14 protein-coding genes and 1 pseudogene are annotated in these 17,977 nt (G+C 39.5%); 7 read left to right on the top strand and 8 right to left on the bottom strand.

The features are described 5' to 3' along the window. Window positions 1–171 precede the first annotated feature (171 nt). Window positions 172–483 carry a DUF433 domain-containing protein gene (locus tag UABAM_RS29680; RefSeq protein ID WP_151971615.1) on the top strand — a complete coding sequence of 104 codons (312 nt, stop codon included), beginning with the start codon at window positions 172–174 and terminating at the stop codon, window positions 481–483. Further along, window positions 480–785: a DUF5615 family PIN-like protein gene (locus UABAM_RS29675; protein WP_229759325.1), complete on the top strand. Its 306-nt coding sequence runs from the start codon at window positions 480–482 to the stop codon at window positions 783–785. Before UABAM_RS29680 ends, UABAM_RS29675 begins: the two co-directional genes overlap by 4 nt. A 156-nt stretch (window positions 786–941) precedes the next feature. Here UABAM_RS29675 and UABAM_RS33605 read toward each other — a convergent pair whose 3' ends face one another. Then, window positions 942–1,286, bottom strand: a complete 345-nt coding sequence (locus UABAM_RS33605; protein WP_173013652.1) for a hypothetical protein — start codon at window positions 1,284–1,286, stop codon at window positions 942–944. 61 nt (window positions 1,287–1,347) lie between these two features. Here UABAM_RS33605 and UABAM_RS29670 point away from each other — a divergent pair, with 61 nt between their 5' ends. Then, window positions 1,348–2,172, top strand: a complete 825-nt coding sequence (locus UABAM_RS29670; protein ID WP_173013651.1) for an SIR2 family NAD-dependent protein deacylase — start codon at window positions 1,348–1,350, stop codon at window positions 2,170–2,172. 24 nt (window positions 2,173–2,196) lie between these two features. On the opposite strand, the gene UABAM_RS29665 is transcribed toward UABAM_RS29670, so the two are convergent. From UABAM_RS29665 to egtB, 3 genes are read right to left on the bottom strand one after another with little or no spacing between them, the layout of a single operon-like run. Then, complete coding sequence (locus UABAM_RS29665; protein WP_151971613.1) at window positions 2,197–3,381, bottom strand: aminotransferase class V-fold PLP-dependent enzyme; 1,185 nt, start codon at window positions 3,379–3,381, stop codon at window positions 2,197–2,199. Then, complete coding sequence (gene egtD, locus UABAM_RS29660) at window positions 3,375–4,376, bottom strand: L-histidine N(alpha)-methyltransferase (protein ID WP_151971612.1); 1,002 nt, start codon at window positions 4,374–4,376, stop codon at window positions 3,375–3,377. Before egtD ends, UABAM_RS29665 begins: the two co-directional genes overlap by 7 nt. Before the next feature lie 14 nt (window positions 4,377–4,390). Continuing rightward, complete coding sequence (gene egtB, locus UABAM_RS29655) at window positions 4,391–5,662, bottom strand: ergothioneine biosynthesis protein EgtB (protein WP_151971611.1); 1,272 nt, start codon at window positions 5,660–5,662, stop codon at window positions 4,391–4,393. Between the two features lie 257 nt (window positions 5,663–5,919). On the opposite strand from egtB, the gene UABAM_RS29650 reads away from it, so the two are divergent. Both UABAM_RS29650 and UABAM_RS29645 read left to right on the top strand, forming a co-directional pair. Continuing rightward, window positions 5,920–8,193, top strand: a complete 2,274-nt coding sequence (locus UABAM_RS29650) for a neutral/alkaline non-lysosomal ceramidase N-terminal domain-containing protein (protein ID WP_151971610.1) — start codon at window positions 5,920–5,922, stop codon at window positions 8,191–8,193. Between the two features lie 331 nt (window positions 8,194–8,524). Further along, a pseudogene (locus UABAM_RS29645) lies at window positions 8,525–9,733 on the top strand (IS4 family transposase); the annotation flags it as partial. Window positions 9,734–9,915: 182 nt separating this feature from the next. Here the strand turns inward: UABAM_RS29645 and UABAM_RS29640 are convergent. Beyond that, window positions 9,916–11,688, bottom strand: coding sequence for a serine hydrolase domain-containing protein (locus UABAM_RS29640; protein WP_151971608.1), 1,773 nt, complete (start codon window positions 11,686–11,688; stop codon window positions 9,916–9,918). A 207-nt stretch (window positions 11,689–11,895) separates the two neighbouring features. Between UABAM_RS29640 and UABAM_RS29635 the strand changes: the two genes are divergently transcribed. Next, complete coding sequence (locus UABAM_RS29635) at window positions 11,896–13,137, top strand: leucine-rich repeat domain-containing protein (protein WP_173013650.1); 1,242 nt, start codon at window positions 11,896–11,898, stop codon at window positions 13,135–13,137. 12 nt (window positions 13,138–13,149) lie between these two features. Here UABAM_RS29635 and UABAM_RS29630 read toward each other — a convergent pair whose 3' ends face one another. From UABAM_RS29630 to UABAM_RS29620, 3 genes are read right to left on the bottom strand one after another with little or no spacing between them, the layout of a single operon-like run. Then, window positions 13,150–14,124, bottom strand: coding sequence for a serine/threonine-protein kinase (locus UABAM_RS29630; protein WP_151971606.1), 975 nt, complete (start codon window positions 14,122–14,124; stop codon window positions 13,150–13,152). A gap of 44 nt (window positions 14,125–14,168) precedes the next feature. Next, the gene (locus UABAM_RS29625; RefSeq protein ID WP_151971605.1) at window positions 14,169–15,143 is read right to left on the bottom strand and encodes a serine/threonine-protein kinase; all 975 of its coding nucleotides are present in this window, start codon (window positions 15,141–15,143) and stop codon (window positions 14,169–14,171) included. A 51-nt stretch (window positions 15,144–15,194) separates the two neighbouring features. Further along, window positions 15,195–16,163 carry a serine/threonine protein kinase gene (locus UABAM_RS29620; RefSeq protein ID WP_151971604.1) on the bottom strand — a complete coding sequence of 323 codons (969 nt, stop codon included), beginning with the start codon at window positions 16,161–16,163 and terminating at the stop codon, window positions 15,195–15,197. 356 nt (window positions 16,164–16,519) lie between these two features. Here UABAM_RS29620 and UABAM_RS29615 point away from each other — a divergent pair, with 356 nt between their 5' ends. Further along, window positions 16,520–17,872, top strand: coding sequence for a SpoIID/LytB domain-containing protein (locus tag UABAM_RS29615; protein WP_151971603.1), 1,353 nt, complete (start codon window positions 16,520–16,522; stop codon window positions 17,870–17,872). The last annotated feature ends 105 nt before the right edge of the window (window positions 17,873–17,977 follow it).

The raw sequence follows: 17,977 nt of genomic DNA, 5'->3' as shown, positions 1-17,977 counted from the left end.
GCCATGTATAGCAGTACACCACGTATAAAGTAAGACCTGTAGGTGAGTCATTTTTCTTTAGCTTTTCAAACCAACAACGGTTGGAAAAAAATCATGTGCTGAACTGCGCAATGACAGTGTATAATTAAACTATACAACTGCTAACAATAGCCATATTTTTGGGAGAACTTTATGACAATAGCCGCTATAGAACATATCGTAATAGATAGTAACGGTAACGCCAAAATTAAAGATTCGCGTATCAAAGTAATACATTTAGTTATGGCAAAAAACGCCAACAACTGGTCAGTTGAAAATTTAATAGATGAGTATCCTCATTTGGCACCCGCTGCAATTTATGCCGCATTCGCATATTACTACGATCACAAAGAGGAAATGGAACAAAAAATCGAAGAATACAGCAAATATTCAGAAGAAATGGCTTCAAAAAATGCCAATTCCTCTGTTAGAAAAAAACTACTTGAGGCAAAGGAAAAAAAGTGATTAAGTTCTACATGGATGAACACGTAGCATATGCAATAACAAAAGCCTTGAAACGCAAAGGCATAGATGTTTTAACAATACAAGAAGATAACAGCATGAGCATTAGCGACCAAACTTTACTAGATCGAGCCACTCAACTTGGTCGTGTAGTGTTTACTCACGATGATGACTTTTTACGAGAATCTGTTGCACGACAAGAACAACAAACACATTTTTGTGGGATTGTATACGGACATCAAAAAAGAGTCTCTACTGGAAAGTGTATTGAAGATCTTGAGTTAATAGCAAGTATACAGCCCTGAAGATATGTTTAACCGAGTTGAGTTCCTCCCTTTATAGTTCATTCAAATCTCAATTACATAGCATTGTAATTTTGGGATCTTTCCCAAAAAAATATCACTGATAGCACTTTCCCCCTCGATAGACTTACACAATTTTTCCCGTACTTTGTTTAGAATTTAAGGGTTTTGTAATGTGCAGAAAGCGCTCAAGTCACGTAGGTCAGTGCCATTTTTTATTTCTATGGATGTTACTCGGGGAAAGTTTTTCAACTTGTCGATATTTTGGGTATCTTGCAAAACAATACTATGTACAAGATTATTTGCAACAGATATTTGGTCGGTATGCCTGGATTCACAAAGTTCCTGTGGCCAAGAATCGATGATATTTTGTGCGTAGCTCAGTGCTTGTTGTCTTTCTTGTGTGTTCGGCCAGTTTTCAAAATGTTGTATGGTCCATTGCCATAGTTTTTCACTAGGGGGTTGTTGTAGAGATTTTTGTAATTTTAGAAAGCGTTTGTTCATAAGATATCCGTTTTATGAAAATGTTTTTTTCGAGTATATCAATTTGGGATGGAAAACCAAAATGTCTTTATCGTGTGCGATCAAAATATTGCGTAATACGCATTCACTTTTGGTAATTTCCGGTTCGGGGATTTCACAGGAGAGCGGTATACCTACGTATGGTGGGGATGATGGTTTGTATCAGGATGAAAGCAGAATACTATGTTTGGACGATTTACGGCACAATCGCTACAAGGTATGGAGTGCTGTCAATACTATGCGTCGTTTGATGTACGATAAAAAACCAAATCGCGCGCATGAAATTTTGGCGTTGTGGGAAAAAAACGCGGTGTTTTCGCATTTTTTATTAGCAACGCAAAATATTGACAACTTACATAGCGAGGCCGGCAGCAACAGAGTATGCGAGATTCATGGAAATGTGTGGAAATTAGCGCAAAAAAAGTCACAACTTTACACGGAAAGTCAAGAGTTTTCCGATGAGTTACTTCTTGTAAATCACCCGGAGTATCGCGAAGATATACTCAAGAAATGGTCAGAAGAAAATGGCTATGATGTATGGAGCGACAAACAAATATTTGCGGCAATTCCCCCCGATTTTGAAGACAATGTCCGTCCGCACATTCATTTTTTTGATGAACCATATAATAGTAAGTTATTGTGGGTGGATGATTTTGCCAAACGTAAGGTCAATACGGTGCTTGTTATTGGCTGCTCCGGTAAAGTAAACGTGGTTCATAGAATTATTCAGCGCGTAAAAGAATACAATCCAAGTACAGAGATCATCGATATTAACTGTCAGAAAAATGACGTCGTCGCTGATATTCACCTTCGTGGTAAAGCGACAGAAATATTACAGTTACTGGGAGAAAACTTGGGAGATTTATGATCCCACAACTGGGATCATAAACAACTACGTTTTTTGAACTTGTGCAATCACATGTTGCAAACGATGACAGAATAAATCCAGATCTTTACGGGTTTGGTAGTAATGGGGTGAGGCGCGAACAACATCTTTGAATCCTAAGAGAGGGCTTAAAAAGGAAGGCATAACAGCCACATTGGTATTTTCTTGTGCCAACATGTTCTTGATTTGAATACTGGAAATGTTGTCTACCGTAAAAGTGACTATTCCACAATGTCCTCGTCCATCATCGCAAACTTTTATCCGTGGAATTTGCGATAGGCATTGGCGTAAGTAGTCACCCAAAAGCGACACCTTGTTTTGAATATTTTCCATTCCGATTTTGAGTGCATAGTCAACAGCCACTCCCAGGCCTAAAACCAAAGCCATATTTTTTTCGGTCAGTTCTATTTTACGGGCACCATAGCGCACTTGTAGTTGCTCTAGGACTTTTTCAGGAGAAAGTAGCGCGTACTGTTCCAGCATGGCCGGATAAATTTTTGCCTCTTTTTCTGTCGCAATATAGGCAAATCCCATTCCTCGCGGTCCGCGTAACCACTTACGGCTTGTGCCGACGAGAGCATCGCACTGAACTGCTTTGACATCAACCTGTCGTTGCCCCACTGATTGGCAAGCATCCACAAGATAAAATGCCGCAGTTGTGGTGAGCATTTCGCCTATTTGTTCAATAGGGTTGATCATACCACTATTGCATGCAATGTGTGTAATCGCAACGAGTTTGACTGTGGGATTCAGAAGTTTTTTTAAAGACTCTAGGCGTACTTGATTCTGCGCGTTGTGTTCTATGAACCCCAGTTGCGCGCCTGTTTTTTGACAAATATGGCGTAGAGACGCAATATTACTTCCATACTCGCTGCGCGACACGAGAATGGTATCGCCTTTGTTAAAATTCAGTCCATAGACAATACTATTCCATGCGTGGGTACCGCTTTCGGTGATGGCAATTTCATCAGAACTACATCTCAACAATTGCGCAAGACTGTGATACACCTTTTCGATGTTGCGTTGTGAACGATTTGCCAATTCATATCCGCCATGCAAGGCTTCTCTTTGTAAATAGTCCGTCATGGCATGTACCACCGGCGTTGGTGCTAGAGAAGCGCCAGCGTTATTTAAGTGCAAGACGTGTTCCACACCCGGTGTATCCTTGCGCAGTTGTTTGATGTTTAGCATGGTTTTTTAACTACTTTCCACAATGTATCGACAAAATAACCATGAGAATCTTCAAAGATATTACTAATTTCAAAACCGGTGTCGTGTGCAAGTTCACGAATATTTTCAAAGGTGTATTTGTAAGAATACTCTGTATGAATTCCTTCCCAGGCCTTTAGTGTGAAATTTTTATGAATAGACTTTATGGTGACATCTTGCTGTATACTACTGATTAACCAACTTTCCATGGCACCACTCACGACATTGTAGTGTGCAAAATGGGTAAACTTCTCTAGATCAAAGTTGGCTTGTAATTCATTGTTGATGCGTTGTAGGATATTTAAATTAAATCGACGTGTAACGCCCGCGCTGTCATTGTAAGCGGCATTCAGTACCGAAATGTCTTTTTTTAAGTCAAAGCCAATAAGTACGTAGTCTCCGTCATTTAGCGAATTCCATAAGTAGCGTAAAAATTTTTTGGCTTCGTTTAGGTTGAAGTTACCGATATTTGACCCTAAAAACATTACTAAGTTCGTAATATGATCCGAGTGCGCCAACCATGAGATGGCATTGAAATACTCGGCAACAACGCCTTTGACCTGTAAGGGGGTTTGCGCAAATTTATTTTTCAACGACTCCAATAAAATTTGCATCGCTTTTGAGGAGATATCCACAGGCGTATATTCAAAATCCAATCCTTGGTGTAAAAAATGGCGAAGCAATATGTTGGTTTTGCGTCCGTCACCAGCCCCCAGCTCGATCAGTCGTATTTTTTTAGGGATACTATCTAGGATTTTTTGCTTATGTGTTTCCAGTACTTCTGCTTCGCAATTGGTCAAATAATACTCGGGTAACTCTGTTATTTCTTGGAAAATTTTGCTGCCGACATCGTCATAAAAATATTTCGAATACAGACGTTTGGGATCGTTAGATAGTCCCTCTAAGACGTCTAAGGCAAAAACATTGTGAGAATAGTTCTGTGATGTCGCATCTAGTGTTTGATATGAAAAATTCATTTGTCCTCACTTTATTATGAAAGATCTTCGACTAAACGGATTCCCGTAAATTGAAAACGAGTTGTTGCCGCCCAAAAATTACGATAACTTATACGGATATGATTCATCGGAGTTGCACATGATCCGCCACGCAAAACTCTTTGGTTGTTCATGAACTTACCATTGTATTCGGCCAAAGCGCCCTGCAGCGTTGTAAAACGTGGGTATGGTTCATAGTGGTTGGATGTCCACTCCCACAAGCTTCCGTACATTTGTTGCAGTTCCTGTGTGGAAGATGCAGAACAAGGATGAAACAGTTTGCTATCTGCAAAATTTTGCGTTTGTTTTGTGGCTTTGGTGGTGCGTGCCGCATGTTCCCACTCACGCTCTGTTGGTAAACGCAGCTTTTTCTTTTCCGTAACAGCTTTCCATTCAGCAAATGCATTTGCTTCGTAAAAACTGACATGGCAAACAGGTTCGTTCTTGCGAATTTTACGCATCCCGCTCAGTGTCCACTCATAAAATTCATCATCTATTTTCTGCCAATACAACGGTGAATCCCAATGAGATTCCTTACAAGCCCCCCAACCATCGGCGAGCCATAGAAGAGCTTGTTGATAGCCGCCATCTTCTATAAAATTTAAATATTCACCGTTGGTAATCAAACGATTGCCAATGGCAAAATCATCCAAGTAATACTTATGAACGCCCAGCTCATTGTCCCAGCACCATCCGCCCTCCACATTTCCAAATTCAAATAATCCTCCGTCAAGGGGGATGAATGTAAGGTCACAACTAACGGACGTTTCATCACCTGCTTCACAATAGGGTTTTTGTAAATGAGGAGGATTGTACCCAAGAATATTTTTTACCTCAGTGATGAGAAGTTCTTGGTGTTGTTGCTCATGTTGTAGACCAATAAAAACAAGAGGAAACAATTTTTCCAAGTCCGATGTTTGGTTGATGAGTTCCAGCATTCTATGATCCACCGATTCTCGGTAACTAAACATTTCCGATGTTGTTGGAAAACATAATTTTCCTCGATCTTCGCGGGAAATGCGTGCGCCAAATGTTTCATAGTAGGAGTTTAAAACGTAATCATAACGTTTATCTAGCTCATTGTAAGCGTTGTGTTGGTGTAGTATATTTCGTGCAAAAAACCAACTTGTATGCCCTAAATTCCACCATGGAGGACTGACATCGGCCATTGGCTGAATGCGAAAAGCCTCTTGTGGTAAAGGAGCACATAACTCTAAAGTTAAACCACGTATTTGTTTATAAAAATCGACAAGTTGTTGTTTATCCATTGGTGCGACCTTTAAAAGAGTTTTATAAGACTAGAGAAAATCTCTAAAACACTAAAAATATGACTAATTCAATAACACGCTGTGAAAAATAAAACAAGTTTAAAGTACTGTTTTAGAAAAAATTTTGAAAAACGCTTGCAGTTCCGCTATTTATATTGGTTTTTTGAGTTTTTAAAATTTTTCTATTAAACAAAAATGAAAACTATATAATATATTGTTAAAGAAGTACTTAAGAAAAAATTTTTAAGGGGAGTACGTTGAAAAAACTTTTCATTTTAGTTTTAACTATTTTCAGTGTCTATGTTCCCGCGGAACATTTTATGGTGGGAACCGGAGTTTATGATGTGACAGGCCCCGCCGCTGAAGTTACGATGGCGGGTTTTGCTCGTACACAAATGCTAACGGGAGGAATTCATACTCGTTTGCGTGCACGAGCGTATGTCATTGAAGCTGAGGGAAAACGCGTGGTATTTGTGTGCGCCGACTTGCTTGCTATTCAGCAGGGAGTAAAGCTCAAGGTCATTGAAAAATTACAAAAAAAATATGGTGATTTGTACACCGCACAAAATGTGATGCTCAATGGTAACCATACGCACAGTGGTCCGGGAGGCTATGCGTGGTATACTCTATACTACACTTATGTTCTCGGATTTGACCAACGCAACTTTGACACGATTGTCGATGGAATTTGCGAAGCAATTACACGTGCACACGACAACATTGCTCCGGGACGCATTTTTCTTGCGCAAGGTGAGTTGGAAAACGCTTCGATCAATCGTTCTTTGGATGCGTATTTGGCAAACGTAGATGCCAATGAGCACTCTTCTGTCGATAAGACAATGACGGTATTGAAGTTTCAGCGTTTAGATGGCACAGAAATCGGAATGATTTCTTGGTTTGGTGTACACACCACTTCCGTATTTTTTGCACATCCTGATTACGGCAATAACGATGATCGTCACAGCAATAAGCTGATCAGCAGTGACAATAAAGGTTGGGCAGAACGCTATTTTGAAATGCAAAAAGGTAGCGATTACAAGAAGAAAGACACCTTTGTCGCGGCATTTGCCAACGGAGCATTGGGGGATGTGAGTCCGAACATTGTTGGTAACATGGACGGCGGTGGAATCAACGACTACGCGAGTTGTGCCATTTCCGGTAAAAAACAGTTTGATAAAGCCTGGGAACTGTATCACAATGCCTCTATTGAATTGCAGCCAAAAGTAGACTATCGCCATACATATCGCGATTTTTCGAATATTACCGTAAAAGCAAAATACACCGATGGTTTTCGCGATTATAAAACAACATTCGGTGCGATGGGTATTAGTTTTACTGCAGGTGTTGAACGCGATGGCCCGAGCGATTTGCCATACATCAAAGAGGGAATTTACCAAGGAAAATACGATCCGACACATGGAACAAAGATTATCTTTCTCGAAACAGGAAAATTACCCGATCCGTGGACTCCAAATATTTTGTCTGTACAACTATTTACCATTGGCAAAATGGCTCTTTTTGGTTTGCCAGCGGAGACAACAACTCACGCCAGTCGTAGAATTCGCAAAGCCGCAGCAGAAGAACTCGCCAAGTTAGGTGTGGATACACTTGTACTTACTTCTCCTACCAACGCTTTTTCCAGCTATGTATGTACACGAGAAGAATACAATCAACAGCATTACGAAGGTGGTTCTACGCTTTTTGGACAGTGGACTTGTGGTGCCTACCAACAACTCTTTAACGAATTGGCAAGTGCTATGGCAAAAAATTCTGAAGTTCCCCACGGTCCAACTCCTCCCGATTTGAGTGGACAGCAAATTGAGTTAGGAGAATCTGCTTACGATTTACCTCCTACATGGGGAGAATACGGTGATGTGGCCGAAGAAATGCCAAAACAGGTGGAAAGACTGAGCGTTGCCGAAATGGTATTTTGGGGAGCAAACCCACGCAATACTTTTAAGACAAACGATAGCTTTTTTACCATTGAACGTCAAACCGAAGAAGGTTGGGTTGCGGTAAAATATGACTATGACTTGGACACCGCTTTCTTGTGGACACGTGTGGGAAAGCATCAATCGCAAATACGCATTATGTGGGATATTCCTGGAGATACGGAAGCGGGAATTTATCGTATACACCACAGTGGTAAAGCAAAAGATGCTTACGGCGAATATCAAGACTACTCTGGTTACTCCAACGAGTTTGAAGTGGTTCCGTCCAAGAACTTATGGATTTCGCATTGTTATGCGCAGGGAAATAACATTTACTTCCGTTTAGAATACCCTGCTCCGACAGAGTACGATTTAGGTCATGGTTTGAAGTTTGTGAATAGTGGTAAGATTCGTTTTACCATTAACGGACAACGAGACGAAGTCTATGAAGCCGTACCAAATAAAAGCCAAGGCGCAGGATACTTTGTCGCACGTATCAAAGAAAAGGTAAAAGTGACGAGCGTAACCGTACCACAAGGATACGCAGAAGACGGTGATGGAAACGGCAACACCGAGTTCTCCACAAGTCGCTTGCGCTAAACAAGTGCTCTTTTTTTACTCGCACACCAGTGACATCTTTTCCTGTACGTGTTAGATGTACTCGGCTCCCCCTGTGGGGCAACGTCATTTAGTTAAGGTAAATGTAGTATTTTCAGTAGCTAGAGAAGTGAAGTGATGATATATCCCTTGCAAATGCTACATTTATAGTTTGTAATAAATAAATGAACGAACGAAAGATAGGGTGAAAATATGAGGTTAACATGAAAAACTTACTAGTAGTATCAACAATGAAAAGTGTAAGATCAGAACTAAGCAAAAAAGAAATAGTGGAACGATACAAAACTAAAAAAAACACTTTACACGTTGCCGGAAAATAACATTTGCAGGATTAGCAACAATGATACTGCTAGGAGCTAAAATGAGCCTCAGCAACAAAATAAGAACATTTTTCAAGAAAATCAAAGCGCTTGATAAAATAATTAGTCCAGGAGGACTACACCAAGCAAGGAACAAGCTAGATCCGAAGCTATATAAGCATCTCCAAAATACAATATTAAAAACTTTTTATGAAGAAGCGAAAGATGAAAATAAAAAATGGAAAAATAATCAGATCTATGCTGTAGATGTAAGTACAATCAATTTACCAAAATCAGAGGAAACTTTAGCATTTTTTAGTGTCCAAAGTAATCAAAGCCCAACTGAGAGAGTCCAAGGCTATGGAAGTTTTTTATACGATGTTTTAAACGAACTTCCTATTAACCAAGAACTTGAAGCAAAACAATCTGAGATAAAGTTTGTCTTTGATTCTCACTGTGACTACTACGATGAAAATACAATCGTTCTCTATGATAGAGCATATGCCAGTAATGCGTTAGTAGCTTTACATAAATCTTTAAGTGTTCCTTGCGTTATAAGATGTTCAACTTCCAGTTCTTTCTCAATTGTTAGCGAATTTCTAAAAAGTGACTCTTTCGACTCTGTTTACAAACTAGTCATTCCTAAAGAAAAACGAATTGAGTGGAAAAAATATAATTTACCATCATCTGTAAATGTTAGGTTAATAAAAGTTATTCTTTCGACAGGAGAGGTTGAAGTTCTTCTTACTACTTTACTTGATCAAGAACTTTATCCTCTTGATGACTTTGCTTGGCTATACCACCAACGTTGGAAAATAGAAACCTATTTTGATCGTCTCAAAAATCAGTTAGATGTTGAGCGTTTTTCTTCTGGTTTTTTATTACATATTGAGCAAGACTTTTATGCTCGTGTTTTTATGAGTGCTCTTGAATCCATCGTTATTAAAAGTGAACAACAAATTCTTGACCAAGAATGCGATAAAAAAAATACTAAATATCGATATCGTATCAATAAGTCTATTTCGTATGCCGAACTTCACGATGAAGTTATTGCTCTTCTTTATGATGAAAGTATTCCTATTGAAGAAGCATATGCTGAAATAAGAGTTCTCTTTCGTTTGTCTCCTTCTCCAATAAGGCCTGATAACAATGCGCCTCGTGTTAAGAAGTCTGCTAGCTATCAGCTTTGGCATCAGAAATATAGGAAAAAAACAGGACACTGAAAGTTCCTGTTTATCAAGGCTACATCTCTATATCTTAGATCTAGCCTTGATAAATACTTGTTTTTTACTAACTAAATGACGTTGCCCTGTGGGGGAGCAATCGCTGCGCAGCAGCGATGTGGCGCATCGCACACCAAAATAAAAGATGTCACACTGTGACTTTTCTGCAAAAATCGCTTCGTTTACCACTGATAAATAGAAATGATATTTTTCGCCAATTCTTCCAACCAGTTCCCGGCACCATCACTATTACACAAGATAACCACACCACTTTTTTGCTGAGGGAAACCATAGTAAATGGATTTAAATCCAGCGTTTGAGCCGCTATGGCTGTAGGACAAATAATTACCACTTCCCGAGGTAAAAACACCTAACTGTTTTTGAAGCATTATATCCACATCATTACGGTGTAAAAATGGTTGGCCGTTTATTTGGCCTTTTTGATTAATCAGCACAATGAGATTTGCCAAGTCAAAAGCAGTTGTGTACAAACCTGCTGCTGTTGATTCCGGATAAATACGACGTTTTCCGGAGATCACCGAACCATAATTGTCATGACCACTGGCGAGGCGCAATTCTGCAAATTCAGAGGTGATGTTTGTGGCAAAAGAACTATTTTTCATCCCAAGATTGGCAAACATACTCTTCTTAGCCCATAGGTGATAAGGTTCTTTTGTGGTATTTTCAATAATTTTTTGCAAAACAACATACCCCGCACCGGAATAGCTAAAACGTTGATCGGGGGTATGGCTAAATTCGATACGCGGTGAATTGCTGTTCGGGTGCCCAAGTAAAATGCTGTCTATGCTGGGGATATTTTCTGTATTTGAATACCCCGCAAATCCACCGCCATCGCCATTGAAATTTGAGCAATTGCCCAACGGATAGGTCGTGCCGCGACCAATAATGCCCGATCTATGTGCTAGGATTTGTTGTATTGTGACGTTGTTACTGGCAATACAAGAGCGTTTGCCAACAAAACGATTACTCAAATAAAGGCGAATATTGGCATCCAAACGTAGTTTTTGTTGTTGTACCAAACGCAAAACACTAACCGCACAAAAAGTTTTGCTGAGTGAGGCCGCTTGGAAAATGGTGTCTCTTTTGATATACCGCGACTCTTTACCATCAACCACACCATAATTGCATACCCAGTCTACTTTATTATCAACAATGACAGCCACGCTGAGGCCTTGTACATTGCGATCCCGCATAGACGACCAAATCGACGAAACTTCTTCAAATCGTCTCGCCGGATGCAATGGTTTTTTGGGTATGTTTGTGTTGGAAATAACCGACCAACCATTTTCGGGTGTCGCGGCAACAGCATGAACAAGGCGATTTTGATTACGAAATTCTTGTAAACGCCAATAACAGTCGTCGGGTATACCACTTGCGAAATAATGCTCGCCACACAGAACTAACCAGCCATTGTTACGAAAGAAAGTCACACAATTTAGTGGGCGAAAACCTTGGCGAAAATTATCGATGACTTGTAGACACTTTTCGGGGATTTTGTGCGAAAATATTTGTTTGGAGTTGGCAATAATCCATCCACCTGTCGCAGTAAAACTCACTAGAATATTTTTGTCTTGCGAAAAGGCGGTTGTCAACTGTTGCTGACACTGTTGTGGAATGTCTGATGAGTAAACATTGTTGCTTGTCAAAATAACCCAGCCGTCACTTTCTGGTACAAAGGTAATACACTGGATCTGCTCTAAGTTTTTGCATTTAGATAGTTGCTGTTGACAGGTGATGGGAATATTTTCGCAAAAGTAATGATTGTCTTTTGTGACGATGACCCAGCCACTTTTGTCGGTGAAAGCCAATGAGCGTATTTGTGACTGTTGTAATGACCGCATTTTGTTGTGCGCGTTTTGCGGAATATTGGAATTGAAGAATTGCGTACCATGAACACTCATCATCAATGTGATCACACATAAAATTTGTTTCATCTAAACTCTCCTATGCATATCAAAACACAGTCGTTATTTGTTTTTGTACTATTTTACTTTGTTATTTTTATCCTAACAAACACATGAATCAACAACAAGTTGAAAATGAGTAGACAAATCGCAATTATTGTTGTTTGTTTTGCCGTGGTTATTTGGTAAATATGATATAGAGATTATTGCGATTTTATGAAAAATAGGGAGGAATTTATGAGCGAGTGGACGAGTAAAGATGTGTTTTATGCCATTGATGAAGCGGCGCGCGAAAAGCATACGGAACTGGATTTACGGGGAAAAAATATTCGCGAATTACCCATGGAAATAGGTAAATTACAGTATCTGGAGACACTAAAACTCAGTGACAACCGTTTGACATTTTTGCCAAAAGAAATCGGTAACCTTTCTTCGTTGCGCATGTTATATATCGACAGTAACAAATTGTCGTTTCTTCCAAAGGAGATAGGTAAACTTTCCTCGTTATTAGCACTTAGTGCGACCAACAATCAGCTTTCTACACTACCAAAAGAAATCGGACAACTCAGTTCTCTTGTCGAGTTGTATATCGACAACAATAAACTATCGTTTTTACCGAAAGAAATCGCGCAACTTACTTCGTTGAATAGATTGTACTACAGTGAAAACAACGTATCGTCATTTCCACGAGTTATCAATGAATTACCCTCTCTTCATTATTTGAGCCTGGCAAACAACCAGCTTTTGTCTTTGCCTAAAGAGTTGGTAAATTTGGAGTCGTTAGCGACGCTTGATTTGACGGGGAATGAGTTTTCTTCTTTTCCACGTGTACTATTGCAATTGTTGTCTTTAGAGTCGTTAAACTTGTCGCACAATGCGTTGTGTTCTTTGCCAAAGGAATTTGGAGATTTGCAGGGGCTGAGTGATGTCAACCTTAGCCATAATGAGTTTTCTTCTTTTCCACTTTGTTTATTGCGTCTAAAGTCTGTGATGTATCTGTATCTATCGCACAATAAACTTTCCTCGCTTCCGCAAAATTTACAAGAAATGAGCGAACTAGAGGAATTATGGTTGGATGATAACGATCTGTCCTCGCTTCCCAAATCTATTGCGCAATTGTCATCTCTTCGTGAATTGTATTTAGGGCGTAACAAGTTGACTTACGTAACGAAAGAGTTGGAAAAACTCGAAAAGCTCACGGTATTGAGTCTCACGCATAACAAATTGTCTTCGATTCCGAAACAGTTGGGGAATTTATACAATCTGAGTGAGTTAGACTTATCACACAATAATCTAACCTATCTACCCAAAGATTTGGAAAAACTCGAATCTCTTCGCGAACTCAATGTTTCTTACAATCAATTGACGTCTTTGCCAAAAAATCTTGCGCAATTGGACCATCTCTCCGATCTTTATGTGGCGAACAACAAACTCGTTACCATTTCTGCACAGTTAAAAGAGCTTGTAAGAGATTTGTAAAAGAAGTCGCCATTAAGAATCAGAGCCTATGGAAGTATATTCACTGCGCATTTGTTCTAGCTCTTTTCGCAGTCGTGGTGAAATTTGCCGTGAAGTTTCGATGCGGTATTTGAGCGGATTTTGTTGGGCTTCATTGACTAGAGGTTGGCGTATTTCGTTGAGCATGTCGGCCATGATTCCGGCGTTTTCCCAGCGCATATCCGGATCTTTTTGCAAAGCCTTACACAGTATTTGCGAAATTTTTTCGTAGGCGTTTTGTTGCTTTTCGGTGATAGAACCAATATCGATCAATGTACAGATGTCGATCATTTCTTCGTGGCGTATTTTCTTTAGAGTGTGGTAGATGCTTTTTGTATAAAAAGGTGAATCATCTGACCACGTGAAGAACTGATATAGTAGCACTCCCAAAGAAAAAATATCTGTTGTCCAGGTGACTTGGCCTTTGGTTTGTTCGGGGCTCATGTAAGAACATGTACCAACGACCGCACCAGTTGCGGTAATAGATGACAACAAGTTATTTAAATTTTTTGCGGTTCCGAGGTCGACTATTTTGATTTCACCTGTTTGGGTATTAAACATGATATTTTGCGGTTTGATATCGCGATGAATAATACCACCCATGTTGAGAACTTCGATGCCACGCGCTATTTGGCTAGCAATGGCGAGTTGTCCCACCAAGGTCATGCTATGTTTGTTTTTGTGAATGATTTGATCGAGAGATTTTCCGTCTATGAACTCTAAGACCATGTACGCCTGGTCGTTTTCAATAAAAAACTCATGCGCTTTTACTAGGTTGGGGTGGTTGATGGTTTTTAGGAAAAAACATTCTCTTTTTAGACGCTCTATTTGATCGACATCATCTAAAAAAATTTTTTTGACCGCAACCTTTTCACCTAAAAAAGTATCAAGTGCTGTAAAAATAGCTCCGGCACCCCCAATGCCTATTTGCGATAAGACTTCATATCTATTGTTTAGTATTTCGCTCATTTCAACTCCTCTGGGCGTTTTTATATCTTACTTCTTATCCTTCGTTAAGATTCGTGGTCTACAGAACTATATTCACTGCGCATTTGTTGTAGTTCTTTTCGTAGTCGCGGAGAAATTTGTCGTGAAGTTTCAATGCGATACTTGAGTGGGTTTTGTTGGACTTCATTTAAAAGAGGCTGGCGTATTTCAGTGAACATATCGGCCATGGTGCCGGCGTTCTCCCAGCGCATATTCGGATCTTTGTGTAGAGCTTTCTTCAGTATCTTTGAAATTTTTTGATAGGCCTGCTGTTGTTTTTCGGTAACGGAATCCATATCGATCAATTCGCAGATATCCACCACTTCTTCGTGACGTATTTTGTCTAAAGTATGGAAAATACTTTTTGTGTAAAAAGGCGAATCGTCTGACCAAGTAAAAAATTGATGTAGTAATATACCTAGAGAAAAAATATCTGTCGTTTGGGTGACTTTGCTGTTTGTTTGTTCCGGACTCATGTAACAATAGGTACCGACCACGGCACCTCTAACTGTAAGCGGAGAGAACTCATTGGTGAGATTTTTTGCTGTTCCCAGATCGACTACTTTGATTTCACCTGTTTGGGTATTTAACATGATATTCTGTGGTTTGATATCGCGATGGATAATACCACCCATATTGAGTACTTCAATCCCCCGCGCTATTTGGCTGGCAATGGCCAGTTGTCCTACCAAGGTCATGCTGCGTTTGTTTTTGTGAATGATGTTATCAAGAGATCTTCCGTTTATGAACTCCAATACCATATACGCACGGTCGTTTTCGATAAAAAACTCATACGCTTTTACCAGATTGGGGTGGTTGACGGTTTGCAAGAAAAAACACTCTCTCTTTAAACGTTCTATTTGATCATCATCATCTAATAATATTTTTTTAATCGCAACTTTTTCACCTAAAAAAGTATCAATGGCAGTAAAAATAGCTCCGCTACCTCCAATGCCTATTTGCGATAAGACTTCATATCTGTTGCTAATTAGTTCACTCATTTTAATTCCTCTGGCCTTTTTTGTGTTATGCTTCTCGTCTATTTCTTTGCTTTAAGATTTCTGGTCTATGGAACTATATTCGCTACGCATTTGTTCTAGTTTTTTTCGTAGCCGCGGTGAAATTTGTCTTGAAATTTCAATTTGATACTTGAGTGGGTTTTGTTGGGCTTCATTGACAAGTGGTTTGCGGATTTCATTGAACATATCGGCGATGATGCCGGCGTTTTCCCAGCGCATACTCGGATCTTTGTGCAGAGCTTTGCACAGTATTTCTGATATTTTTTGATAGGCGTGTTGCTGCTTTTGCGTCATTGAATCAATATTAATCAATTTGCAGATATCCATAACCTCTTCGTAACGTATTTTTTCAAAAGTATGGAAAACACTTTTTGTATGAAAGGGCGAATCGTCTGACCAAGTAAAAAATTGATGCAGTAGTATACCCAGGGAAAAAATATCTGTCGTTTGGGCGACTTTACCGCTTGTTTGTTCCGGACTCATGTACGAATACGTACCAACCACTGACCCTTTAATTGTGAGAGAAGAGAACACATCGTTTAGATTTTTTGCTGTTCCTAGATCGACTATTTTGACCTCGCCTGTTTGGGTATTTAGCATAATATTCTGTGGTTTGATATCGCGGTGAATAACGCCCCCCACATTGAGTACCTCTATTCCGCGTGCTATTTGGCTGGCAATGGCCAGCTGTCCTACTAATGTCATGCTGTGCTTGTTTTTGTGAATGATTTCATCGAGAGATTTTCCGTCTATATACTCCAAAATCATATACGCACGGCCATTTTCAATAAAAAATTCGTATGCTTTCACTAGATTGGGATGGGTGATTGTCTTTAGGAACAAACATTCTCTTTTTAAACGTTCTATTTGTTCGCTCTCGTCTAAAAGAATTTTTTTGATCGCAACTTTTTCGCCTGAAGAAGCATCAATTGCTGTAAAAACGGCTCCGGTACCTCCAATACCTACTGGCGATATGATTTCATACCTGTTGTTAAGCAACATTGTAACTCCTCTAGCTAAAAATGGCTATTCGCATATTTATGTAATCATTTTGATGACGTTGTGCGTTATGGATGACATGATTAATGTTACAAATGATACATGATTTACAATACGATGACAACTATTTATAAATGGAAGAAAGCAAATGGTTGAAATATATACAATTCAAATCAAGGTAGCACAAAAATTAGTTTTGTAAAACGCGGAGCACAATATATTTGTGAAATCCATCGCGATGAAGACGATCCATAAAGGTTGCTTTTTTCATAAGTGTTTTGTATAATAAAAGTCTTGAAACTCCCTCAAACAGGGAGTTTCCCTAACAATATATTCGTTATTTATACAGGGGGAGAGTTATGCGTTACTTTGTAATGCTTATTCTTGTATGTAGTTTTCTATATGCGGAACCTGTTGTTTCTCACAATTGGGAAAATGACAGTTTGCAGTCGCAAATAGGAGCACAAAGCATCGCGGTTAACGACAACGGCATATATGTTTTGTGCAATTTATCGCATAAAATTTTATTATTTTCTCATCGTGGAAAACTACTCGAAGAGATTTCTTATCAGGCAGATGGCTGTGGAATGGCCGTTGACAACACTGGTAATATCGTTGTGTATTCGCCGATGGCAAAAACAGTTACTTTCGTCGTTGGGGAAGAGAAAGGTACTACAAAAACAGTCGATCAATTACCGGCGATTAGTGAAGTATGGAAAGAAAATGGCAGTTGGTGGGCACGTTGCGGTTGGCAAGTGGCGTCCTTAGATCAAAAGGGGGTTAGCACCTCTTTATGTCAAAAGTCATTTTCTGTTGATGAACAAGTTGTTATGCAACAAAGTAATGATGTTGATCTAGTATTTTCTTTTGCAGAGAACATGATCAATGTGAAGCCCATCGCGCATGCAACACAAGACCAAATGTTGTATGTTGATGTTGTGGCCAATGGTCAACATCAAATTTTTGTGTGTGATGCTAAGGCACAACTAAAAAAAGCCAACATCATTCATCCATCAACAACTGCATTCAGTAGTTTCTACATTTATGGTGATAAACTATTCGAATTATCTGCAACAAAAAATGGTTTTACTGTTAGATGTGAAGCCATCACCGCAAATCATTGTGGAAATGCAACCACGCAAAGACATCGCGAACGCATTGTTCCACAAAGAACCATCTCTACAGCAGTGGCTCCTACATACATCGATGTTTTGTTTACCAACGAAGGTGTTGTACGCCGCGTTCGTTTGCAAGATTATCTAAAAAATGTGGTTTCCGCGGAAATCTACGGCAGTTGGTCTCTTGAAGCGCATCGCGCCATGGCGGTGATTGCGCGTACATATGCTATTGGAAGAAAAAGACACTCCAACGCTAACGTATGCACAACAACTCACTGCCAAGCATGGAAGGCAAACGTTACCTCTAAAGCATCACAAGGTGTGGACGATACCAATGGTGTGGTTGTTTACCATAATGGACGCGTCATTTCGGAAGCACTTTATTTTGCGCACTGCAATGGAAAAACACGTAATAGTGAAGAAAAATGGAATTATAATCCATATTTGCGTAGTAAGTATTGCGCTTGTGGAAAAAAATCGTACTACGGTCACGGTGTGGGAGCTTGTCAATGGGGTTTACAAGCATATTCACAGAAGGGCTGGAGTTATCGACAAATCATCGAGCACTATTATACCAATTCCGTAGTAAAATAATAAAATGCCCGTTAAATCGGGCATTTTATATGGGGAAAGCTTTTTCTATTTGCTGTAAAATCGTTTTCGGAAACGTCATTTCTAAAAAGTTTTGCCGTTTTTTTC

This window comes from Candidatus Uabimicrobium amorphum, assembly GCF_009002475.1.
GTDB lineage: Bacteria > Planctomycetota > Uabimicrobiia > Uabimicrobiales > Uabimicrobiaceae > Uabimicrobium > Uabimicrobium amorphum.
This window is presented reverse-complemented; position numbering and strand designations above follow the sequence as displayed.